Here is a 21,712-nt window from a genome sequence, read left to right on the forward strand (position 1 = left end):
GGGCGACTACTCGTCCGCCTCCTGCCCCGGCGGCGTCGGGCGCTCCGGCGGCACGGGCGGCTCACGCGTTTCGGGCGGATCGGTCGGATCCGTCTCGTCCGGGGCCTCGGGCTCCGTCGGCGTCGAGGGCGTAGTCGGTGTGGTCGGTGTCGAGGGCACGGTCGGCCCCGGGCCGGGCTGAGGAGTGGGCGTGACACCGTCCGTCGGCTCCGGGACCGGGAGCGGCCAGCTGAGAACGGGCGGCTGCGTGGTCGTCGACGGCGCGGTGGGCACGGCCTCGCCGGGCGACGTCGTCGTCGCTGGGGTGGGCGCCTCAGCGGACGTCGAACTGCCCGTGGAACCAGCCGTCGGCCGGGTCGGCGTCCGCGTCGCGCGCGACGCCGAGCTCTGGGCCTCGCTCTCGCGGCCCTCGGCGGCAGTCGCCCAGCCGTCGCCGACCTCGGTCTGCCGCCAGGGGTCGCCCAGTTCGCCGTCCGACCGAGGGCCGGGGGTGGCCGCCACCTCGGCGCTGGAGGCGTCCTGGGCACGCACATCGGAGACGTCCGAGACGCCGAAGGCGACGAGCGCGGCAACCCCCAACGCGGCGTTGCCGCCGGCCACCGTCCACCAGAAGCGGCCGCGCCGCCGCTGGACCGCGTGCCGAGCGCTCATCGACCAAACTCCGACGCCGTGCTCAACACCGCTCCAGCCCCCCGTTCGCGCTTTCGACTTGAGAGTTTCAACCTTGTCATTCGTCGGGCGCCAGGGGAAGGGGTGCACCGACTCGCTGTGACCATTCCGTCACAGCCAGAGTTCCGGAGAGGCGCGGGACGCCTGTGATGGCCGTGCCGAGGCGGATTCGACACGCTGCGGTATCACCGGCCGCCACACCCGACGCCCCTAGCCTTCCGGCCATGCCGTGTCCAACCTGTGGCACGACGAGCCCCCGCACGCAGCTCCTCCCGGGCTACTGGCGGTGCGACGCCCTCGTCGGAGCCGACCATCTCGTCGGCGCGGGCTCGAGCAGCACGCCGGCTGCCGAGCCGCGCGCGTGCGGCGCCATCTACCTCCAGACGCGCATCGACGACTCCGGGCCGCAGAACTGCCGCTGCGGCGAGCGCGCGGTCGGCGAGTGCGCCGAGTGCACCCGCCTCGTCTGCGCCGACCACTCCGACCTGTGGCAGGGCTGGCGGGTGTGCGACCGCGACCTGGCCACCGCCCGCATGAAGGCGCGCGCGGCCGCGCTCGCGGAGGAGCGGCGGCTTCAGAAGGCGGCGGCCGCCGCGGAGGCCGAACGCCGTCGGCTGCGCAACACCTTCCTCGACCTCTCCCCCGTCCAGGCCCTCGAGCTGCTGTATGTCGCGCAGCCGCGGACGGAGCAGGAGATCCGGTCGGCCGACAACGTGCTGCGCCGCCTGTCGGCCTCGGCGTTCACCCGGCTGTGCCTCGACGTCCTGCCCACCCTCAGCGCCACCGAGAAGACCCGGCGCTCCGGTCTGCGGCGCCTGTCGGGATGGGCATTCGCCGGCCCCGACTACCACCATCGCTCGTGGTTCCTGACGACCAAGGGCGACTGGTACCGCAGCGGCTCTTACGGAGTCACCGGTGCGGAGCAGGGGCACCGCGGCGAGAAGGTGTCCTTCGACGACACCGAGAAGCGGGCGGTCATCTACGAGCTTGGTTGGCAGCAGTCGCTCGACAGCGGCGTCGCCTGACGCAGGTCCACCCGTCAGCTCACCCCTTGAGAGGGATGTAGCCCCTCTCGCGCCGCCCGCTACCGGACCGGCGTGGCTACCGTCTGTCGCTCACGCGAGAGGGATGGGGTGCGCCGGGTGCGCAGATTGGCTGGAGTGGTCGCCGCAATCGGCGTCGTCCTGCTGGCCGGGTGCCAGGACGCGGACCAGGAGTCCGCGGCCGACCCGACGCCGTCGTCCACGTCGTCATCCGGGCTGTCCGCGTTGGAGCAGTACCGAGCGGACAACCCGAACCCGGAGTACCTCGCCGAGGACCCTGAAGACGTCGAACGCCTTCGGGACGCGAGCTACTTCGTCGACCTGACAAACGCCGGGCTCGCCGACGAAGGGACGCCGGGCGAGCTGGTCGCGTTCGCCGAGCAGGTCTGCGCGTTCCTCGACCGAGGGCACACCGTTGCGCAGGCGGGCGGCGTGGCCGTCGACTCCGGCTACACCCCGAGCGAAGCGGTCGACTTCATCGCGATCGCGGTGACCAACTTCTGCCCCGAGCACACGGCTGCCTAGCGCCCGGCCCGATGACGACGGCGGCGCCTGAACGCTGTCAGGAGCGGGTGGACCGGCGGGCGCTCTTCACGCGGTACATGGCCTGGTCGGCCTGGGTCATGACGACGTCGGGGTCGTCGCCGGGCCGGCCGACCGACGAGCCGATGCTCGTGCCGACCTCGACCCGCACACCGTCGACCTCGAACGGGTGCTCCATGAGCGCCTCGAGCAGGCGAGCCCGCGCGACCAGCGCGTCCGGCCCGACGCCGGGGAAGAGGACGACGAACTCGTCGCCACCCAGGCGCACCACGATGTTGTCGGCCCCGCCCAGCTGACGAAGCCGCTCCGCCACCGCGACCAGCATCCGGTCACCGACGGCGTGCCCGTGCACGTCGTTGACGGCCTTGAAGCCGTCGAGGTCGCAGAACAGCAGGCCGCAGCCCGCCCCGGTCGCCGGGTCGAGGTGCGCGCGCAGCGCGGCGAACAGCGCGCTGCGGTTGGCGACCCCGGTGAGCGGGTCGGTCATGGCCAGCTTGCGGGCCTGCGCCTCCCGCTCGCGGTGCACGGTCACGTCGATGCCGATGAACGCCAGCGCATACGGCCGGCCGCCGTCGTGCGCCAGCACGCTGGTCTGCAGCTCGATGCGGCGAGCCTCGCCGTCGCCGTTGACCCAGTCGACCTCGCCCGGGATGGCCGGCTCCCCCGCCAGGACGGCGGCGATGCCCACCCGGGCGATCTCGCGCTCGTCCGGCTGCACGACGACGTCGTAGAGCGAGGCGCCGGTCAGCTGGTAGCGCGAGCGACCGGTGAAGCGCTGCAGCGCCGGGTTGGCCAGCATGATCCGGCCGTCCGCGTCGCAGACCAGCACCAGCGCGGCCGTCGCCTCGAGGGTGGCCAGGGCCAGGCCGTCGAGGGCGGAGGCCGGCATGGGGACAGCTGCGAGGCGACCGTGCACCGGTGAGACCGGTGAAGGTCGGTGGACCGCTCGCATCGACGTCCCCTCGGGAGGTGTCCTCTGGCACCACGTACATCGACGGGAACGGGTTCAACCTTGGGCCCGGCGCACCCGTTCGGGTGACGTCCCCGGAGTTGACCGGTCCCGCCGGCGGCGGGACCATCGCGCACTCCCGGGAAGGAGACGTCGTGGTCCGAACCACCTGCCGACGACGACGCCGGCCTACTTCGTGGGCAGCGCTGGTGCACAACCCCGGTAGGGCTCCGCGCCGCCCGGCTGACGAGCAGGGACGATGACGTCGTCGAGCACACCCGACCTCAGCGTCGTGATCCCGGCAGAGCCCGGACGCCCGGCGCCGACGAGAACCCTCGAGAGCCTGCGCCGTGCGACGGCCGACCCCAGCCGCTTCGAGGTCGTCGTGCCCGCCGGACGGGACGACGGACTGCGGGCCGCCCGTGGCCGCTGGGTGCTCCTCCTCGGGCACGACGTGGTCGCCGAGCCCGAGGTGGTCGCCGCGCACCTGGACCGGCAGAGGGCGGCCGGGCCGCAGGGCTGCGTCGTCCTCGGGCACGTCCGGTTCCCCCCGGGTGCCGGAGCGCTCGCCGCCGCCCTGCACGACTCGGCAGAGGCCCGGAGTCGGCAGATGGCGGCGGGCGACGTGCGGTGGAGCGACTTCTCCAGCGCCCACGCCAGCCTTCCCCGCGAGGTGGCCCTCCGGTGCGGCACCCTCGACGGGCTCGCGTCCGCGGACGACCTCGGGCTCGCCCACCGCCTGCACGTCTCCGGATTGCGCTTCGTCCACGCCCCGGAAGCCGTCGTCCTCGCGCCGCCGATGTCGCCGTCGGCGCTGCTGCCCGGCTTCGCGCGATCCGGGCAGGCAGCGGTGCTCACCCACCGCAGCACACCCCCGGCTCTGGCGGACCTGCCCCTGGGCGGGTTCGGTGCGATCCGGATACGGCTGCGCCTGGCGCGCGGCGCGCTGCTCGCCCTGGACCGGCTCCCCCTCGGCGGACGTGTGCTCGACCTGGCCTTCGCCGGGTGGGCGGCCTCGGACGTCTCCCGCGCGCGGCGCCCGCTGTTCGAGCTCGCCCGGTCCTTCTACTACTGGCGTGGGGTGCGCCGGGTCGCCACCGGCGACGAATGGCGCCGTCTGGCCAACCCCGGGGTGCCGGTGCTGATGTACCACAGCATCTCCCCGGGCCCCCCGGGTGACCGCTACACCGTGGATCCACGGCGCTTCGCCCGCCAGATGGCGTTCCTCCGCTGGACCCGCCGCCGGGTCGAGTCGCTGGAGGAGCTGCTCGAGGGCTGGGACTCCGGCCGGCCGCCGCCCCGCGGCACGGTGGCCCTGACCTTCGACGACGGGTACCGCGATGCCCTCACCACCGCGGAGCCCGTCCTCCGCCGGCACGGCTTCCCGGCAACCGTGTTCGTCGTCACCGGCCTGGCCGGGGGCAGCAACATCTGGGACCGCGAGCGCCGGCTCCCCGTGCGCGACCTGCTCACCTGGGACGAGGTGCGCCTCCTCGACCGAGGGCACTTCCGCGTGCACGCGCACTCGATGACCCACGCCGACCTGAGGGCCCTGGACACCTCCGCGCTGACCACCGAGGTGCAGGGCTCCCGCCGGCGGCTCGAGGCCGAGATCGGGCACCCCGCCCGGCTGTTCGCCTACCCGTACGGGAGCCACGATCCGACGGTGGACGCCGCGGTCGCCGACGCCGGCTACGCCGCGGCCTGGTCGATCCGCAGCGGCCTGGACAGCGTCGTCCAGGACCGGTTGGACCGACCCCGGGTCGCCGTCGAGCGCTCCGACGGGCTCCTCCGTTTCGCGCTCAAGCTCTGGCTCGGCCAGGACCCCATCGGCCGACGCCGACCGACCCGGCGCCGTCAGCCCCCGCAGGGGTGAGGGGAGACCTCCGCGGGTGGTCCCCCGCCGGGGAAGGAGTTGTCCGAGTACCGGACGTCGCAACTGCCGGTGGCGTGCAGGAAGACCTGGCTCCGGCCCGATCCCGGCTGGTGGTTGCCGGCCACGGTGACGCCGTCGACGTCCACGACCGTGACCACGGCCGCAGCTCCGCTGCCGCTGCCGGGGAGGAAGAAGCCGGCAGTGTCGCTGCGGTTGCCCGAGAACGTGACGTCCGACCACCGCTGGCCGGGCGCGGGGACGAACCGGGTTGCCAGCGTCCCGCCCTGCACGGTGTTGCCCTCGACGCGGATCCCGCTGACCCGGCCCCCTCCGGAGGCGCCGACCGCCTGGAAGAAGGGCCGGTAGTGCACCCCCGGCGTGAAGACGTCGTCGGTGATGGTGATGTCCACGGCCCCGGTGGCCCCGCCGTTCGGTTCGACGTCCACGCCCCACAGCCCCGGCTGCAGGATCGTGCTGCCCGTCACCGTCACGTCCTCGCCCGCGGTCACCGAGACCCCGTTCCGCCCCGGGGCGATGCACGTGATGTCCTGGACCTCCACGTCCCTCGTCCAGATGCCGCCGTGCTCCCCGGCCCCCACGTAGACGCAGTCGCCGTAGACCTGGCTGATGAGCACGTCCTCAACCCGCACGCCGCTGGGGCCGCGCAGGTCGATGCCCATCTGGTGCTGCAGCTCCGGGACGAAGGCGTCGACGGTCCCCCCGCCGGAGTTGGCACCCACGATCCGCATGCGCGTGACGGTCAGGTCGGTGCCGCCCACGAACCGCCAGTGGGACCGCGTGTCATCGGCCCTGGTCGTGGTGCGGAAGGTCGCGTTCCGCCCGTCGATGACCAGGCCCTCGCGCCCCACCAGCTCCAGGGTGCCGTCGACCCGGTAGCACCCCCGCGGCGTGAACACGATCGTCGAGTGGTCCGGCACGCCGTCGAGGAATGCCCGCAGCTCCGCGGTGACGTCGGCGCTGCAGTCGGCGGCGATGCCGGCGGGCACGGCATGCGCACCGTGCGGCGCCGAGGGGCTCTCCGCGGAGCCGCTGCGCCCAGCAGCGGCCCCCGCGAGGCTCACGGCCAGCAGCAGCACACCGACCGTGAGCACCCGGAGCCGGACCCACCCGGGGCCCGACGCGCGGGGGGTGCCCCTTCTCGGCGAGGACGGGATCCGCTGCGTGACCGGAGCACCACCTCGCGTCGATGTCGGGGGCGGAGCGCCGCCGGACGGCGGCGTGCCACCCGCTCTCCAGGCCATTTCCGAACGCTACGCTGCCGCGATGGGTCGCGACCCCGGCTCTCCGCTGCGATTCGCCGCGCCCTCGATCGGCGACGACGAGGTGGCGGCCGTCGTCGAGGTGCTGCGCAGCGGGTGGCTCACGACCGGGCCCCGCACCGCCGAGTTCGAGTGCCGGTTCGCCGACGCCGTCGGCGCGGAGGCCGCGCTGGCCTGCAGCTCGGGCACCGCCGCCCTGCACCTGGGCCTGATCGCCTCGGGCGTGGGACCGGGTGACGTCGTCCTGACGACCCCTCTGACGTTCTGCTCGACGGTCCACGTCGTCGAGCACCAAGGCGCGCGGCCCGTGTTCGTCGACGTCGACCCGCAGACGCTGAACATCTCCCCCGCCGCACTCGCCACGGCGGTGGAACGGCTGGACACCCCGCCAGCGGCGATCGTGCCGGTGCACCTCGCCGGCCTGCCGGCCGCCGTGCCGGACATCCTGCGCATCGCGGAGGAGTGCGGCGCGGCCGTGGTCGAGGACGCCGCGCACGCCCTCGGGGCCGACGTCGACGGCCGGCCGGTGGGCAGCACGTCGGGCGGCCCGGCGGTGCCGCGCTCGGTCGCCTTCTCCTTCTACGCGACGAAGAACATCACCACCGGCGAGGGCGGCATGCTCACCGGGGACGCGGCGCTGCTCGAGAGGGCCCGGACGTGGAGCCTGCACGGGATGACGCGCGATGCCTGGAACCGGTACGGCGCGGGCGGCTCGTGGCACTACTCGGTCACCCAGCCGGGGTTCAAGTACAACATGTCGGACCTCCAGGCAGCGCTCGGCGTCGTGCAGCTCGGGCGCGCGGCGGAGTTCCTCGACCGGCGCCGCACGATCGCGCGGATGTACGACACCGCCTTCGAGAAGGTCGACGAGATCCGCCCGGTCTCCCGCGCCACCGACGCCGGGCACGCGTGGCACCTGTACATGATCCGGATCGACCCCGCGCGCAGCCCCGTGACACGTGACGAGCTGGCCGCGGCGCTCGCGGCCCAGGGCATCGGCACCAGCGTCCACTTCATCCCCGTGCACCGGCTCGAGTACTACCGGGAGCGGTACGGCTACTCGCCGGAGGACTTCCCGGTCGCCAACTCGGCGTTCGAGCAGCTGCTCTCCCTCCCCGTCTACCCGGCCATGACCGACGAGGACGTCCGGGACGTCGTCGAGGCGGTCCTCGAGGCGGTGGACGGATCCACCCGTGGTTGACCGCAAGCGGGCGTTCGACCTCGTCTGCTGCGCTCTCGCGGCACCCGTCGCCCTGCCGGTCGGCCTCGTGCTCGCCGCCCTGGTCCGGGTCACCTCGGGTCGCCCCGTCCTCTACCGCGGACACAGGATGGGCCGGGGCGGCCGCGAGTTCGAGATCCTGAAGTTCCGGACGATGACGACGGCACCGGGCACGGCCGGGGTGACGGCCGCGGACGACGTCCGGATCACCCCGGTCGGCCGGTGGCTGCGGTGCACGAAGCTCGACGAGCTCCCCCAGCTGCTCAACGTCCTCCGCGGCGAGATGAGCATCGTCGGGCCGCGGCCGGAGGACCCCCGGTTCGCGGCGTCCTACTCCGGGCGGTACGCCGCTGTCCTGACGGTCCGCCCGGGGATCACCGGGCGCGCGGCGGTGCAGTTCCGCCACGAGGAGGAGCTCCTGCGCGGGGTCGGCGCCGCCGACCTGGACGCGTACTACGCGGCGGCGGTGCTCCCCCGCAAGCTCGACCTCGACCTCTCCTACGTCGCGCACCCGGACCTGCGCACGGACGTGTCCATCCTGCTCGCCACGGCACGGGCCATGCTGGGACCCGGACCAGGGGCGACCCCGGGACGGCACGGACCACCGTGACCCTGGTCCCCCTGGCCACCGTCCGGCACCTGCTCGCCTGTCCGCGCTGCGGAACCCCGCTCGCCGGGGGCGAGCCGTACCGCTGCGCCGCCCCGGACTGCGTGCACGCCGACGGATTCCCGTCGGTCGGCGGCCGGTGGCCGGTGATCGCGGACCTCGAGCAGAGCGTCATCGACATCGAGGACGTCACTGCGCTGGTGGGATGCGCGGAGGGGCCGGCGGTCGGGCGGACCCGGGCGCCGGCGGTGCTGCGACGACTCGTCCGGCCGGCGAACGCCGTCGGTGCCCGCCAGCTGCTTCGCCTGCGCCACCTCCTACCGATGCAGGCCCTCGTCCTCGTCGTCGGCGGCGGCACCGTCGGCAACGGCGCCGAGCTGCTGTACGAGGACGCGGACCTGCAGGTGCTGGCCTTCGACATCCTGCCGACCCAGCAGGTCCAGCTGATCGCCGACGCGCACCGGATCCCGCTGGTTGCCGGCTGCGTCGACGCCGTCGTCGTCCAGGCCGTCCTCGAGCACGTCCTCGACCCGGGACAGGTCGTGGCCGAGATCCACCGCGTGCTGCGGCCGGAGGGCCTGGTCTACGCGGAGACGCCGTTCATGCAGCAGGTCCACGCGGGGTGCTACGACTTCACCCGGTTCTCCGACAGCGGGCACCGCTGGCTCTTCCGCCGCTTCGCCGAGATCGACCGCGGCGTGGTCGCCGGCCCCGGGACGGCCCTCACCTGGGCCATCGACCACCTCGTCCGCGCGGTGTTCCGCTCGCGGCGTGCCGGCCAGATCGCCCGGCTGCTGTTCTTCTGGCTGCGCTTCGCCGACCGGGCGGCCGACCCGCGCTACGCCGCCGACGCGGCCAGCGCGCTGTACTTCCTGGGGCGGCGGGCGGAGCGGCCGATCACCCCGGCCGAGGCCGTCGCCGGGTACACCGGCGCTCAGGGCACCATGGCGCCCGGCGCCGGGACCCCCAGTTCGGAGTAGACGCGGACGAGCCGCTCGAAGACGGTGGACTCGCGGTAGCCGGAGGACACCCTTTCGTAGGCCGCCTCCGACATCGCGCGGTACTCGCCGGCCGACAAGGAGGCCATCGCCACCAGGCCGCGGGCCAGCGCAGCGGGTTCCCCCGGAGGCACGATCAGCCCGTTGACGCCGTGCTCGACCAGCTCCCGGCAGCCGCGCACATCGGTGACCAGGGCCGGCAGGCCGCCGGCCATCGCCTCGATCACCGAGCGCGGGACCCCCTCGCGGTAGCTCGGCAGGACGAGGAAGTCCACGCGGCCGTGCTCGGCCTTCAACTGCGCACGGTCCAGCACCCCCAGCAGGTCGACCCGCCCCTTCAGCGGCGGCCGTGCCGCGCGATCCGCCACCTCGCGCCCCACCCCGTCGCGCTCGGTGGTGATCTGCGTCCCGGCGACCCGCAGCGTCACGTCGGGCACCCGTTCGAGGGCGTCCAGCAGGTCGAGGATCCCCTTCTCCCGGATCAGCCGGCCGACGAACAGCGCGCGCGGTCCGACCCTGCGCGCCGGGTCGCGGGGACCGGTGAACCAGTCGTCCTGCACGCCGTTGCCCAGGTAGTGGGTGGTCGTCGGGTAGGCCCGCGCGCGGACCTGCTCGAGGTCCTCCCGGGACTGGAAGAGCAGGGCGTGCGTGCGCCGGGCCTGCCGACGCTCCAGCCGTTCCAGCGCGAGGTCACGCGCATGCTGCCGGTCCCACACGTGGGCGAAGCCGTGGACCGTGTAGACGATCCGCGTGCGCGCCGGGAACGCGCGCGCCGGCAGCATCCGCGTCGTCAGCGCGATCGCGGGGGTGTGCAGGTGCAGGACGTCCGGTTCCAGCTCCCGCACGACCTGCTGGAACCGCCGGAGCGCCCGGCCGATCGCGACCGGTCGCGGCGATCGCGGGAAGCGCACGTCGACCGGACGGAAGCGGCGGAGTCCGGCCGTGACCTCCGCCGCGTCCGGGGCGCAGATCAACCGCACGTCGTAGCCGCGGTCCTGGAGTTCGGCCATCTGAGGGGCGAGCAGCGCCCAGGCGGTGTACTCGACCGCCGCGACGTGGACGACCCGCGGCCCCCGTTCTGGTCCCGTCACCCGGTCCTCCGTCCCATCCACGCCGGGCCGACCCGACGCACGGCGCGCGACGGTAACCTGCGCGGGCGGAACGGGACGACCGACCGGACGTGTCCGCGCGCCACGCGGCGAACGACATCACCGTCCGCATCCGATTTCTGACGCTCGGGAATCTCCCGAGGCGCGTGGTGCACCGTTGCCCGCCCGTCCCCCGTCGGCGGCGGTTTCCCGCCCTTACACTGCGGCGCCTATGGATCGGCCCGTCCGAAACCGGGACACCGGTGTGCACGCGGTGACGCCCTACGGCCGCCGTGCCGGTAGCTCCCGCGTCCGGGTCCACGAGTGGGCCGACCGCATGCAGGACGCCGTCGAGGTCCACCCCTACGCCGACCTCGACGGTGCCGGCCCCCGCACCCTGCTCCGCCACCCCGCCCGGGTCCTCGGTGCCGAGGTGTCCCTGCGGGAGCTGGCGTCGGCGCGACCCCGGCGGCTCCTCCTCCACCGGGAGGCCTCGCCGCTGAGCCGCGGCCGGCTCGAGGCGACCCTCACGCGATCGGCGGGCGTCGCGGTGTACGACTTCGACGACGCCCTCTACACCGACACGGGCACGGGGCCGTTCTACCGGCGGCTGGCGCCCAAGGCGGCGAAGGTCGCGGCGGTGCTGGGGACCGTGGACCGGGTCGTCGCCGGCAACGACACGCTCGCGAACTGGGCCGCCGACCACCACCGGGACGTCGTCGTCGTGCCGAGCTGTGTCGACCCCCGCGCGTACGAGCCGAAGTCCGACTACACCGTGGGCACCCGTCCCCGCGTCGGCTGGATCGGGTCGTGGTCCACCGAGCAGCAGCTCCTGGGCATCGCTCCGGCGCTGCGCGCCCTCGGTGACCGGCTGGGCGCCCGGCTCGTCGTCGTGGGCGCGCCCGGTGGGCACCTCGGTGTCCTGGAGGACATGGTGGAGCGGGTGCCGTGGTCGCCGGCCGCGCAGCGAGCGGCGCTCGCCCGTTTCGACGTCGGCGTGATGCCGCTGGCCGACACGCCGTACACGCGGGGGAAGTGCGGCTACAAGCTCCTGCAGTACCTGGCCGCGGGCGTGCCGTCGGTCGCCAGCCCGATCGGGGTCAACGGCGAGATCCTGGACCGCGCGGGCGCACCGGCGGCCCGCACGACCGACGAGTGGACCGCCGCGCTCACCGCACTGCTCGAGGCGCCGGCCCAGCACCGCGCGGCGCTCGGCGCGCGGGGTCGCCAGGTCGTGGTCGAGCACTACTCGTTCGACGCCTGGCACGAGCGCTGGCGTTCGGCCGTGTTCCTGGACTCCGCATGAGCGATCCTGGGGAGATCGACCTCGTCGTCGTGAACTGGAACACCGGGGGCTACCTCGCCGAGTGCCTCCGCTCCGTCCACGCGTCCGCGGGCCGGGTGGGCCTGGGGCGGGTGGTCGTGGTGGACAACGCCAGCCGTGACGACTCGCTCGCACGGGCGCGGCCGGAACTGGACCGACCGACGTCGGTCGTCGTGCGCAACCCGCACAACGCGGGCTTCGCGGCGGCGTGCAACCAGGGAGCCCGGCTCGGCCGCGCGCCGCTGATCTGCTTCCTCAACCCGGACGCGCGGGTGTTGGACTCCACGCTGGCCCGGGTGGTCGAGTTCTTCCGCACGCCCGCGGCGCGCACGGTGGGGATCTGCGGCGCACAGGTGCTGGACGAGACAGGCCGGCCCGACATCAGCGGCGGCCCCTTCCCGACCCCGCGGCTCCTCCTGGGGCAGGTGACCGGCCTGAGCCGGGTGCTTCCCTCCCTGTTCCCCCCGAAGCACGTGCGGCACCGGGTCGCGACCGGCCCGATGGACCACGTCATCGGCGCGTTCCTCGTCGTCCGACGGGACCTGTTCGAGCAGCTCGGCGGCTTCGACGAGCGGTACTTCGTCTACTACGAGGAAGTCGACCTCTGCCTCCGGGCGCGATGGCTGGGCTGGGCGACGTACCACCTCGCCGACGCCGAGGTGGTCCATGCAGGCCGGGTGAGCAGCAGCCAGATCGGCGGACGCCGGCTGCAGTACTCGCTCGGCAGCCGCCGGGCCTACGCACGCGCGCACTGGCCCCTCCGTCGCCGCGTGTTCCTGGGGCTCCTCACCGCCGTCGTCGAGCTCCCCGCCCGGCTGCTCACCGAGGCGGTGCGCAGGACCGGGCCCCCCACCCAGACCGTCCGTGGCTACGTCGGCCATCTGCGCGCCGTGGCACGGCACCGGATAGACCCCAGGAGGCGACGATGCGGTGCGTGGTGACCGGCGTGGCGGGCTTCATCGGCAGCCACCTGAGCCAGCGGCTGGTCGGGTCAGGGCACGAGGTCCTCGGGATCGACTGCCTGACCGACTACTACGACGTCCGCCGCAAGCACGCGAACCTGGAGGCGGTCCGGGCCTCCGGCGTGCGGACCGCCACGGCGGACCTCCGCGACGCCGACATCGACGACCTGCTGGCGGGCGCCGACGTCGTGTTCCACCTCGCGGGGCAGCCCGGAGTCAGGGCGTCGTGGGGGGACTCCTTCGCGGACTACCTGTCGCTGAACGTCGCCGCGACCCAGCGGCTGCTGGAAGCCGCCCGCCGAGCGCAGTTGCACCGGTTCGTCTACGCCTCCAGCTCGTCCGTCTACGGCGAGGCGGCCGGCTACCCCACCGTCGAGTCCGCGCCGCCGGCGCCGGTCAGCCCCTACGGCGTCACCAAGCTGGCCGGCGAGCACCTGGGCATGACCTACCTGCACAACTGGGCGGTGCCGGTGGTCGCGCTGCGGTACTTCACCGTCTACGGCCCGCGGCAACGACCCGACATGGGCATCCACCGCTTCCTGCAGGCCCTCCTGCACGACCGGGCGATCACGGTCTGGGGCGACGGGGAGCAGCTCCGCGACTTCACCTTCGTCGGCGACGTCGTCACCGCCACCGTCGCGGCCGGCACGGGCACGGCGCCACCGGGGTCGGTGATCAACGTGGCGGGCGGGTCCGCCGTGTCGGTCAACCAGGTGATCGCCCTGCTCGAGGAGGTCACCGGCCGCCGCGCGCGCGTGGAGCACGTCGCCACGCAGGCCGGGGACGTCACCGCCACGGGTGGCTCGATCGAACGAGCCGCGCGGCTGCTCGGCTGGGCGCCGGTGACGACCCTCGCGCAAGGACTCAAGGAGCAGTGGGCATGGCAGCAGGACGCGCAGTGACCCGGGCGGCACGGCTGCCCGCGGTGGGACGGTTGCGGTCCCGGGTCCGCTCGGTGCTGCGGTCCCAGGGCGTCGACGTCCGCCGGTGGCCGCCGGCGCTGCCCCCGCACATCGACGCCGACGCCGCCGCCACCATCACCGCGGCCCGCCCGTTCACCATGACGTCGGTCGACGCGCTCTTCTCGCTGGTCGAGGCGACGCGCTACCTGGTCCGCCGGGAGCTCCCCGGGGCGTTCGTCGAGTGCGGGGTGTGGCGCGGCGGCAGCATGGTCGCCGTCGCACGGACACTGCTGGAGCTCGGGGTCACCGACCGCGACCTCTGGCTCTACGACACGTTCGAGGGCATGACGGAGCCGGCCGACCGCGACGTGCTCCTCTCCGGCGACCGCGCGCCGGCAGCCGACCTGCTCGCCGCCTCCCCCGTCGGGGACGGCGACGGCATCTGGTGCTACTCGACGCTGGACCAGGTGCGGGCCGCGATGACCTCGACGGGCTACCCGGCCGACCGTGTCCACTACGTCGCCGGCCCGGTCGAGGAGACGATCCCCGGCCGGGTGCCCGACCGGATCGCGCTGCTCCGGCTGGACACCGACTGGTACGAGTCCACGCGGCACGAGCTGCGCCACCTCGTGCCGCTGATGCCTGCCGGTGGGGTGCTCATCGTCGACGACTACTGGTACTGGGAGGGCTGCCGGCAGGCGGTCGACGAGTACCTCGCGGAGACCGGACTACCGCTGCTGCTCACCCCCGTGCACATCACGGGCGTCGCCGTTCTCCCGAGGACCGTCACGCCTGGGGGGTGACGGTCACCGGTGCGTCCGGCGCAGCGCGCTGCGCACGGACCGGGCGCCGAGGTGGACGGCGTCGACGAGCGCGGCGCGGCGGAACAGCGCCAGCCCGAGCCCGAAGGCGGCAGCGGACAGCGCGCCCCCGGCGACCCCGGACCAGAGGGTGGGCCCCAGCTCGGTCGACAGCAGCCACCCGCCGGTCGCCGCGACCACGCCCACGACGAGGGGCACGATGAGTCCCGGCAGGAGACGGGCCGCGACCCTCCGGCGGGTCGCGCGCACGAGCACGACCACCTCCACGACCGCCCCGGCGGCCCACCCGAGGCCCAACGCCGCGACGCCCAGCACGGGCAGCAGGGGAAGGCCGACGGCGAACCACACCGGCGTCTGGACCAGCTGGGCCCGCAGCACCGCCGTGGCGTCGTCCACGGCGTACAAGTAGCTCTGCAGGGGCTTCGTCGAGCCCGACAGGAACAGCCCCGCGCACGAGAAGGCGACGGCGGCGCTCACCCCGGACCACTGGGGCCCGAACACTCCGGGGACGAGGCCCGGAGCGCCTCCCGCGAGTCCGCTCAGGACGAGGCCCGCACCGACCGCCGTCAACGTCACCGCGCGCTCGACGAGCTGCTTCGGCGGTCGTCCGGCCGCGAGGAACTGCGGAACGGCGGGGAGGGCGACCCGGTCCAGCGAGTAGACGAGCAGGTACGGCACCTCCATGACCCGCCGAGTCAGCGACCACCGCCCGAGGGTCGCCGTGCCGGACACCGCCCCGACCGCGAGGTTGAGCACCTGGTCCCGCGCCAGGAAGGTCGCGTTCACGGCCTGGAACCGCAGCCCGAACCCCATCAACGGCCTGACCGCGCGCGGGTCGAACATCGGGCGGACGTTGCCGGCCGGTATCACCACGGCCATCAGCACCGAGCCGACGACCGCGCGCACCACCGCCCCGGTGGCCAGACCCCACACCCCCCAGCCCGCTAGGACGGTCGCGACGTTCCAACCGTGGTAGCAGAGGACCTGGACCAGCTCCACCCGGGCGAGCCGGTGGTAGAGGAGCGACCGCTCGAGCAGGATCCGGCCCGGGAACTGCAGCGCGACGACCGGCATCGAGGCGACCATGATCGCCGTCACCCACCCGGTCCGCCCGAGCGGGGCCGCCGCGGCCACGGCCAGCGCGACGAGCGCGGCGGCCGCGGTGATGCTCAGCTGCAGCGCCGACAGCGCACGCAGCTCCCGCCGGGTCGGTGGCAGGTCGCGGCGGATGAGCCCGGCGCCGAGCCCGCCATCGGAGACGAGACCGGTGAAGACCACGAAGGACATCCCGACGGCGACGACGCCGAGATCGCCGGGCGTGAGGATGCGTGCAACCACCACACTGCCGCCGAAGCCGACGAGCAGCACGACGAGGCTGCGGGTGGCCATGACGGCGACCCCCGCCGACGCCCGCTCGTGCAGCTCCGCCGCGTCAGCCACCGCGGACACCTCGACGCGGTCCGGGGCGGGGTCGGCCGGGCGCCGTTCGGGTTCCACCTCAGCGCTGCCGGGCCGCCCGCGCCGCCGCGATGCGGGTCCGGATGCCGAAGCGGCCCAGCTGCCGGCGGAGCTCCGACCGGACCGTCACCAGCGTGGTGTCCCGCCGGCGGGCGAGGTCGGCACGGATCCCCTCCCGCAGCCGGGACGGCAGCTCCTCCGGACGCATCCGGATCGCCACGTCGTCGCGCAACAGCAACCGCGTGAGCAGGCGTGAGTAGACCGTCGTCCGGGTCGCCCGGAGCCACGGCTTGTGCATGGTGTGGTGCAGCAGGTACGGGACCGTGCCGCCGTCGTAGCGGCAGACCAGCGCGTCGGGATCGGTCAACCGCAGCCCGTGGAACGGGGGGTGCGGGGCGAGCCGGTACTCCAGGATCTCGACCTCGTCCGGCCCGAACCGCGACGAGAGCAGGGCGTTGAGCACGTCCTGGTCGGCGAAGTAGAACGGGTCGGTCATCCGCGCCCCGCCGTAGCGGGTGCCGGACCAGGCGACGACGCGCTGGAGCTCGATCCAGCGCGGCAGCAGCCGCTTCTGCAGCGCCGCGGGGACGGCGACCAGCCCGGCATTCACGTAGGGCTGTGGCCGGATCTCGCCCAGGTCGAGGGCGGGCCCCCAGTCCGGGAAGGAGCGGTCGTCGTTCGGCGGGATGTTGAGGAACGCGGTGACGCGGCCCGCGCGGGCCTGCTCGACCACCTCGGACAGGGACCGCAGCACCACGATGTCGGCATCGACGAGGACGGCGACGTCGGCGGGGACCTGGAGCGGTCCGGTGGGCGCGAGCAGGACGGCTTCCTCGTCGGTCGGCGCGGGCAGCACCGTGACGTGCGGTGCGAGCCGCTCCCGCTGCTGCTCGGTGAGCCCCGCGTCCACCACGAACAGCGGTTCGTCGTGGCCGGCCAGCCGCAGGGAGTTGAGCAGCGCCGCCACACCGGGGAAGAAGCGGGCGTCGGCCACGGTGTAGAACGCGGTGCCCGGTGCCTCTTCCCCGTCGGTGTCGCCCTCGGCTCGGGTCATCCGCATCCTCCGGCGTCGGCTCCGTCCGCGAGTGCCCACCTTCGGACGCGGACGGCCGTCTGACAAGACGGTCGGGAACCGTCCGGAGCGCGCGGGGTGGCCCGCCCGGGTGAGCATGGCCACACTCGGCCCGGTGGTGGAGTCGACGGGTGGGCGGCACGACGGGGGGAAGCGGGTGGCGGTCATCTGCCAGCCGGACCGCTTCGCCAACGGGATCAAGCCCTTCGAGATCCAGCGCTTCCTGCGTGAGCGCGGCCACGAGGTGACGCTGGTCGACACGAACCGGCTGAGCCGCTCCACGCGCTGGCCGCGGGCCTTCGGCGGCCGGCTGCCCAGCGGCCGGCCGGGGGCGTTCGCCCTGTACCTCAACGATGTCGCGGCGGCGGTCGTCCGCCGCACGGGCATCGCTCGTGGCCGCCTCACCTACTACACGGCCCGCGCCGACGTCCGGCTCCGCCGCGCCCGGCTGCGGTCGGTTCTCCGACTGGACGACTTCGACCTGGTGATCTGCGAGGAGCCGTACGACGCCGGCGTGCTGACCACCCCGACCTCCGCCCGCACGCTGTACGACTGCCCCTGCCCGTGGGCCGACGAGCTGTACTTCGAGGGGCTGCTCACCCGCCGCCAGCACGCGCGGCTGCGCCGCACGGAGACGGAGCTGTTCGAGCGCGTCGACCACCTGGCCTTCCACTGGGAGTCCTACGCCCGCTACGCCGCCGAGGAGTACGGCCTCAGCGGCGCCAACCTGATGCGGCTCGACTTCGGCTGCACCCCGTCGACGCGACGCGCGGCGTTCGCCGACCCGCCCCGGATCGTGTACATGGGCAACCTCTCGGCCCGGTTCAACAACCCGGAGCTCCTCGTCCGGCTCGCCCGCGAGTACCCGCACATCGACGTGTACGGGGGACCGCCGCCCGATCCCGCACTGGGCCTGAACTACCGCGGCTACACGCCGACTCCTGAGGTGCTGGCCGACTACCAGCTCGGCCTCGTCACCTGCAGTACGGACCCGCTGCGCCGGCAGGGCTTCTCGTCGAAGCACACGCTCTACCTGTCGTACGGGCTGCCCGTGCTCGTGCCGGCCTGGCGGCGGCACCTCGACCTGCTGCAGGGGTCGGTGACCTACGACGAGCACGGTTTCCGCTCGGTGGTCGACGGCTTGCACGACGAGCTGCGGTGGCGGACGCTCAGCGACCAGGCCCATGCCCAGGCCCAGCGGCTGGCGTGGGACCGCACGCTCCAGCCGCTGGCGGACCTGCTCGCGTCGCTGCGCCGAGACCCCGCGGTGCAGGAAGAGGGACCTCCCCCGGGTAGCCGGCGCTAGGGTCCGGGGCATGGGGCCGTCAGCCGAGGTCGAGCGGCTCGTCCTCTTCCGGTTCGACCGCGATCCCCTGGTCTGCCGGGACCACGTCGCGCTGCTCCGCCGGGCCAACCCCGGGGTGCCCGTGCACGGCCTGTACGGCGGCCCGCGCGGTGCCCACGGTGCGGCCGTCCGCCTCTTCGGCGCGCCGCTGATCGGCCTCGACAGCCTCTACCTGTCCCGGCGCCCGCCCCTGTGGAACTGGAAGAACGGCGACCTCGCCGTGCTCGACTGGTTCCGCGAGGTGGGGCACCGGCTGCGCTTCGACGTCCTGCACGTGCTCGAGTGGGACCTGCTGGTGCTGGAGCCGCTCGCCGAGGCGTTCTCCGCCGTCCCGCCCGACGCGGTCGGCCTCACCGCGCTCCGGACGGCCGCGGAGGTCCCCCCGAACTGGCGGTGGACCACCGGCAGCACCGAGCGCCCGGAGTTCGAGGCCCTCCTGCGGCACGTCCGCGCGACGTGGCCGGACGTGACCACCCGGGTGTGCCTCGGGTGCGGTCCCTGCTTCCCGCGCCGGTTCCTCGAGGCGTACGCGGCGGCCGACCCCCCGGACTGGGGGAACGACGAGGTGCGCCTGCCCCTCTACGCCGACGCGCTCGACCACGGGCCGGTGGACACCCGCCTCACCCAGTGGCCCACGGCGCCCGGCGCCGACCGGTTCTTCAACGTCGGCGGTGCGACCGTCGAGCCCGCCGATGTGCTCGCCGCGCTGCGGCAGCCGAGCGGACGGCGGACGTTCCACCCGGTCCGGAGCCGGGTCGTCGGAGCACACGCCCTGCTCGTGGAACCCGCCTCCGAACACCGTCCGTGACCGGTCGGGCCGACGACGCGGGTTCCGCGCGCGCCGTCGGTCGCTTAGCGTGAGGGAGCCCACAGGTCCGGACCGACGAAGGGGCGCATGTGGAGGGTCGGCTCTACCGCAGGCTGCTGACCCGCCATGGGCCCGTGATCGTGCTGATCGTCCTGCTCGCCGTCGCCGCCGGCTGGGCGGCGTACCGGCTGTCACCGCCGCGCTACGAGTCCACGGTCTCGTTCCTCGTGCAGCCGAACTCCGACTCGAGCAGCTCCGCCGAGATCTACCAGGGAGAGCTGCTCGCACAGACGCGGGCGCAGCTCTACGGCCGGCTCGTGCCCGGGCCCGATCTCGCCGGGCTGGTCAGCGCCCGGCTCGGCGGTGACCCGGAACCGGGCCGCATCCAGGACGCCGTGACGACGTCGGTCCAGTCGCAGTCGCCGGTCTTCGACGTCACGGTGAGCCATTCCTCTCCCGCGGTCGTCGAGGCCGTCTCCCTTGCACTGGCCGACGAACTGCCGGGGTACACGACGAGGCTCCAGGCCTCGCCGACGCTTCCCGCCACCACGGTGCGGGTGGTGTCCCAGCCGGGCCCGGCCCGGCAGGTCGCCCCGACGCTGGTGGGCAGCATCGGCCTGGCGCTGTTCGGGGGGCTGCTCGTCGCCCTCCTCGTGGCCGTGCTCCGGGAGGCGACCAACCGGCGGGTCCGCGACCTCGACGACCTGCGCGGGCTGCTCGGGGCGACGGCGGTGTGCGTGGACCTCGGGCGGTCGAGACGCCGGCAGCGCCGCGCGGACGAGGCCGTGGTCCGGCTGTCGGTCCTGATCGCCGCGGCCGCCGCCCGGAACCGGCCCGTGGCCGTCGTCCCGTTGTCGCCGAACCCGGGGACGGCGGCGTGGGTCCTGGACCTGGCCGGTCGGCTGTCCACCGACGGCGAGCGCGTCGTCGTCGTGGACGCCGATCTGGCACGCCGCCCGCTGTCCTCCGCTGACGTGGACCGGGCGTCCGGCGTGGAGATCGTGAGCGCCGACAGCGTGGCGGCCACCGCGGCGGGCGGGGGCGTGTCCCACTCCGCCGAGGCGCTTTCCCCGGAGGTGGTCGGCGCCGCCGTGGTCAAGGTGGTGTCCGCGGCGAGCGAGCGCGCGGACGTCGTGCTGGTGGCCACCGGGAGCCTGCTCCTGCGCAGCCGCCCCGCGCTCCTCGCGACCGAGGAGGCGGAGGTCGTCGTGCTCGTCGAGCGGGGTCGCACCGCGAAGGAGGACGTACGGACCGCGGTCGAGGTGGTCCGCCAGCTCGGGTCCGAGGTCGGCGGAGGAGTGCTCGCCGGCCAGTCCCACCGGTTCCTGCCCCGCGGATGAGGCGTCCGCGCCACGGCTACCGGCGGGTCGGGCTCGGCCTGCTCCTGCTGGCCGCCGCGGCCCCCTACCGCTACTACGGCTCCTTCCCGCTGGTCGCCTCCGTCTCCGTGCTGGACGCGGCCGTGGCCGTGGCCGCGGTCGTCCTGGTGGTCCGCGGCGCCATGATGCCCGCCGGCGCGACGGGGGACCGGCGGGCCGCCGGGCTGGTGAGCGTCCTGCCGGTGCTGTGCGTGCTGTCCGTGCTGTGGTCGGTGGACCAGGAGGCGACGATCCGCGAGGTGGCCAGCTACGCCGAGTGCCTCGTCGTCTACGCCTTCGCCGTCCAGCAGACCCGGGGGCTGCCCGCCGACCGGATCATCCGGATGCTGCGGGTGTTCCTGTACGCCCTGCTGATCCCGCCGGTCCTCATGCTCCTGCACGTGCCCGGCTTCGAACCGCAGCAGCCGGGCCTCACCACGAACGTGGGCGACTACCTCTCCTACTTCAGCCGGCTGTCCCACCCGTTCACCGGGCGCTCCAACAACCTGGCGACCATCCTGCTGATGCTCTGCATCGTGCTCATCGCCTGGGCGCTCACCCATCGGGACGTGGCGGCCTACGTCGCCGCGCTGGTCGGCACGGTGGCTCTCGTGCTGACGTTCTCCCGCGGCGGGATCGTCTCGCTCCTGGTGGCGGGGCTCGTCGCCGTGCTGCTGCGCGGCCCGCGGCGGGGGCCGCTCCGGCTCCGGCCGATCGTGGTCTCCGTCGTCTCACTGGCGGTCGTCGCCACCGCCGGCTGGATCTACTTCACCGCGAGCCCGGTGGCCAGCGAGTTCGTCGGCGGGCGGCTCACCCTCACCACCGTCGAGGACCGCCAGCAGCGCTACACCGTCGGCCTCGAGTTCCTGCTGCAGCGGCCGTTCCTCGGGTACGGGGCCGGCGCCGTGCCCGGCGGCAACCCGTACCTCTCCGAGGGGGTGCACAACACGTACCTCCAGCAGCTGCTGGCCTACGGGGTAGTGCTCGGCCTGCTCGGCGTGCTCAGCCTCATCGCGCTCGCCGTCCACTTCCTGCGGCGTCCCGCTCTCGTCATGCGGCGGGCCGTGGGCCTCGTGCTGGTCGCGCTGCTGGTCAACTTCACGGTCGAGTCCAGCTTCGAGGGCGCGGCCCTGCGCGTCGTCATCTACCTGCTCCTCGGCATGCTCGTCGGCCTGTCCCTGGCCGACGGCACCGTGCCGACGGCGGAGCGCCCGCCGGCCCGGGCTCCCGCCCCCTCGCCGGCGGGACGGCGCGTGCCGTGACTGCCCCGCCGGGCGCCGTGCCCCTTCTCCGCCGCCGGCGTGCGGGTCGTGGCGGGGCCCGACCGGGACGCGCTGCTCGCGCGTGGGCTCCCGACCGCAGCGTCCGGCGCCGACAGCGGGAGCCAGCC

20 protein-coding genes are annotated in these 21,712 nt (G+C 74.2%); 14 read left to right on the plus strand and 6 right to left on the minus strand.

All coding sequences use genetic code 11. From position 1 onward, the window contains the following. Positions 1–6: 6 nt before the first annotated feature. Positions 7–759: a hypothetical protein gene (locus tag ACI797_RS16555; RefSeq protein WP_456859827.1), complete on the minus strand. Its 753-nt coding sequence runs from the start codon at positions 757–759 to the stop codon at positions 7–9. Positions 760–893: 134 nt separating this feature from the next. Between ACI797_RS16555 and ACI797_RS16560 the strand changes: the two genes are divergently transcribed. Together ACI797_RS16560 and ACI797_RS16565 are read left to right on the plus strand one after the other, a co-directional pair. Beyond that, positions 894–1,694, plus strand: a complete 801-nt coding sequence (locus tag ACI797_RS16560) for a hypothetical protein (RefSeq protein WP_456859828.1) — start codon at positions 894–896, stop codon at positions 1,692–1,694. Between the two features lie 108 nt (positions 1,695–1,802). After that, positions 1,803–2,237: a DUF732 domain-containing protein gene (locus ACI797_RS16565; protein ID WP_456859830.1), complete on the plus strand. Its 435-nt coding sequence runs from the start codon at positions 1,803–1,805 to the stop codon at positions 2,235–2,237. 37 nt (positions 2,238–2,274) lie between these two features. Here the strand turns inward: ACI797_RS16565 and ACI797_RS16570 are convergent, their stop codons facing one another. Further along, positions 2,275–3,144: a GGDEF domain-containing protein gene (locus ACI797_RS16570; RefSeq protein ID WP_456859832.1), complete on the minus strand. Its 870-nt coding sequence runs from the start codon at positions 3,142–3,144 to the stop codon at positions 2,275–2,277. A 319-nt stretch (positions 3,145–3,463) separates the two neighbouring features. Here ACI797_RS16570 and ACI797_RS16575 point away from each other — a divergent pair, with 319 nt between their 5' ends. Beyond that, on the plus strand, positions 3,464–5,080 hold the full coding sequence (locus ACI797_RS16575) for a polysaccharide deacetylase family protein (protein ID WP_456859834.1): 1,617 nt from the start codon (positions 3,464–3,466) through the stop codon (positions 5,078–5,080). On the opposite strand, the gene ACI797_RS16580 is transcribed toward ACI797_RS16575, so the two are convergent. Beyond that, on the minus strand, positions 5,062–6,087 hold the full coding sequence (locus ACI797_RS16580; protein WP_456859835.1) for a hypothetical protein: 1,026 nt from the start codon (positions 6,085–6,087) through the stop codon (positions 5,062–5,064). The genes ACI797_RS16575 and ACI797_RS16580 overlap by 19 nt on opposite strands. A 277-nt stretch (positions 6,088–6,364) precedes the next feature. On the opposite strand from ACI797_RS16580, the gene ACI797_RS16585 reads away from it, so the two are divergent. Genes ACI797_RS16585 through ACI797_RS16595 form a run of 3 tightly spaced genes read left to right on the plus strand, consistent with a single transcriptional unit; the run spans position 6,365 to position 9,166 of the window. Further along, positions 6,365–7,561 carry a DegT/DnrJ/EryC1/StrS family aminotransferase gene (locus ACI797_RS16585; protein ID WP_456859838.1) on the plus strand — a complete coding sequence of 399 codons (1,197 nt, stop codon included), beginning with the start codon at positions 6,365–6,367 and terminating at the stop codon, positions 7,559–7,561. Continuing rightward, positions 7,554–8,189: a sugar transferase gene (locus ACI797_RS16590; RefSeq protein ID WP_456859839.1), complete on the plus strand. Its 636-nt coding sequence runs from the start codon at positions 7,554–7,556 to the stop codon at positions 8,187–8,189. Before ACI797_RS16585 ends, ACI797_RS16590 begins: the two co-directional genes overlap by 8 nt. Beyond that, a complete protein-coding gene (locus ACI797_RS16595) occupies positions 8,186–9,166 on the plus strand; it encodes a class I SAM-dependent methyltransferase (protein ID WP_456859840.1) in 981 nt (326 codons plus the stop codon). Before ACI797_RS16590 ends, ACI797_RS16595 begins: the two co-directional genes overlap by 4 nt. On the opposite strand, the gene ACI797_RS16600 is transcribed toward ACI797_RS16595, so the two are convergent. Beyond that, on the minus strand, positions 9,121–10,275 hold the full coding sequence (locus ACI797_RS16600) for a glycosyltransferase (protein ID WP_456859841.1): 1,155 nt from the start codon (positions 10,273–10,275) through the stop codon (positions 9,121–9,123). The genes ACI797_RS16595 and ACI797_RS16600 overlap by 46 nt on opposite strands. 229 nt (positions 10,276–10,504) lie before the next feature. Here ACI797_RS16600 and ACI797_RS16605 point away from each other — a divergent pair, with 229 nt between their 5' ends. Genes ACI797_RS16605 through ACI797_RS16620 form a run of 4 tightly spaced genes read left to right on the plus strand, consistent with a single transcriptional unit; the run spans position 10,505 to position 14,263 of the window. Further along, positions 10,505–11,578, plus strand: coding sequence for a glycosyltransferase family 4 protein (locus tag ACI797_RS16605; RefSeq protein ID WP_456859842.1), 1,074 nt, complete (start codon positions 10,505–10,507; stop codon positions 11,576–11,578). After that, positions 11,575–12,537 carry a glycosyltransferase family 2 protein gene (locus ACI797_RS16610; protein ID WP_456859843.1) on the plus strand — a complete coding sequence of 321 codons (963 nt, stop codon included), beginning with the start codon at positions 11,575–11,577 and terminating at the stop codon, positions 12,535–12,537. Before ACI797_RS16605 ends, ACI797_RS16610 begins: the two co-directional genes overlap by 4 nt. Continuing rightward, positions 12,522–13,460, plus strand: a complete 939-nt coding sequence (locus ACI797_RS16615; RefSeq protein ID WP_456859844.1) for an NAD-dependent epimerase/dehydratase family protein — start codon at positions 12,522–12,524, stop codon at positions 13,458–13,460. The genes ACI797_RS16610 and ACI797_RS16615 overlap by 16 nt, the downstream gene beginning before the upstream one ends. Continuing rightward, entirely contained in the window at positions 13,439–14,263 is an 825-nt protein-coding gene (locus tag ACI797_RS16620; RefSeq protein WP_456859846.1) for a TylF/MycF/NovP-related O-methyltransferase, read from the plus strand. The genes ACI797_RS16615 and ACI797_RS16620 overlap by 22 nt, the downstream gene beginning before the upstream one ends. Positions 14,264–14,266: 3 nt before the next feature. Here ACI797_RS16620 and ACI797_RS16625 read toward each other — a convergent pair whose 3' ends face one another. After that, complete coding sequence (locus ACI797_RS16625; protein ID WP_456859847.1) at positions 14,267–15,721, minus strand: oligosaccharide flippase family protein; 1,455 nt, start codon at positions 15,719–15,721, stop codon at positions 14,267–14,269. A 58-nt stretch (positions 15,722–15,779) separates the two neighbouring features. Next, positions 15,780–16,793 carry a hypothetical protein gene (locus tag ACI797_RS16630; protein ID WP_456859848.1) on the minus strand — a complete coding sequence of 338 codons (1,014 nt, stop codon included), beginning with the start codon at positions 16,791–16,793 and terminating at the stop codon, positions 15,780–15,782. Between the two features lie 133 nt (positions 16,794–16,926). Between ACI797_RS16630 and ACI797_RS16635 the strand changes: the two genes are divergently transcribed. The 4 genes from ACI797_RS16635 (at position 16,927) to ACI797_RS16650 (ending at position 21,584) form a co-directional block, all read left to right on the plus strand. Next, positions 16,927–18,117: a hypothetical protein gene (locus ACI797_RS16635; RefSeq protein WP_456859849.1), complete on the plus strand. Its 1,191-nt coding sequence runs from the start codon at positions 16,927–16,929 to the stop codon at positions 18,115–18,117. Positions 18,118–18,127: 10 nt separating this feature from the next. After that, positions 18,128–18,964, plus strand: a complete 837-nt coding sequence (locus tag ACI797_RS16640; protein ID WP_456859850.1) for a hypothetical protein — start codon at positions 18,128–18,130, stop codon at positions 18,962–18,964. 134 nt (positions 18,965–19,098) lie between these two features. After that, the gene (locus tag ACI797_RS16645) at positions 19,099–20,304 is read left to right on the plus strand and encodes a hypothetical protein (protein ID WP_456859851.1); all 1,206 of its coding nucleotides are present in this window, start codon (positions 19,099–19,101) and stop codon (positions 20,302–20,304) included. Further along, on the plus strand, positions 20,301–21,584 hold the full coding sequence (locus ACI797_RS16650; RefSeq protein ID WP_456859852.1) for an O-antigen ligase family protein: 1,284 nt from the start codon (positions 20,301–20,303) through the stop codon (positions 21,582–21,584). The genes ACI797_RS16645 and ACI797_RS16650 overlap by 4 nt, the downstream gene beginning before the upstream one ends. Positions 21,585–21,712: the final 128 nt, after the last annotated feature.

Source organism: Geodermatophilus sp. SYSU D00691 (assembly GCF_054050275.1).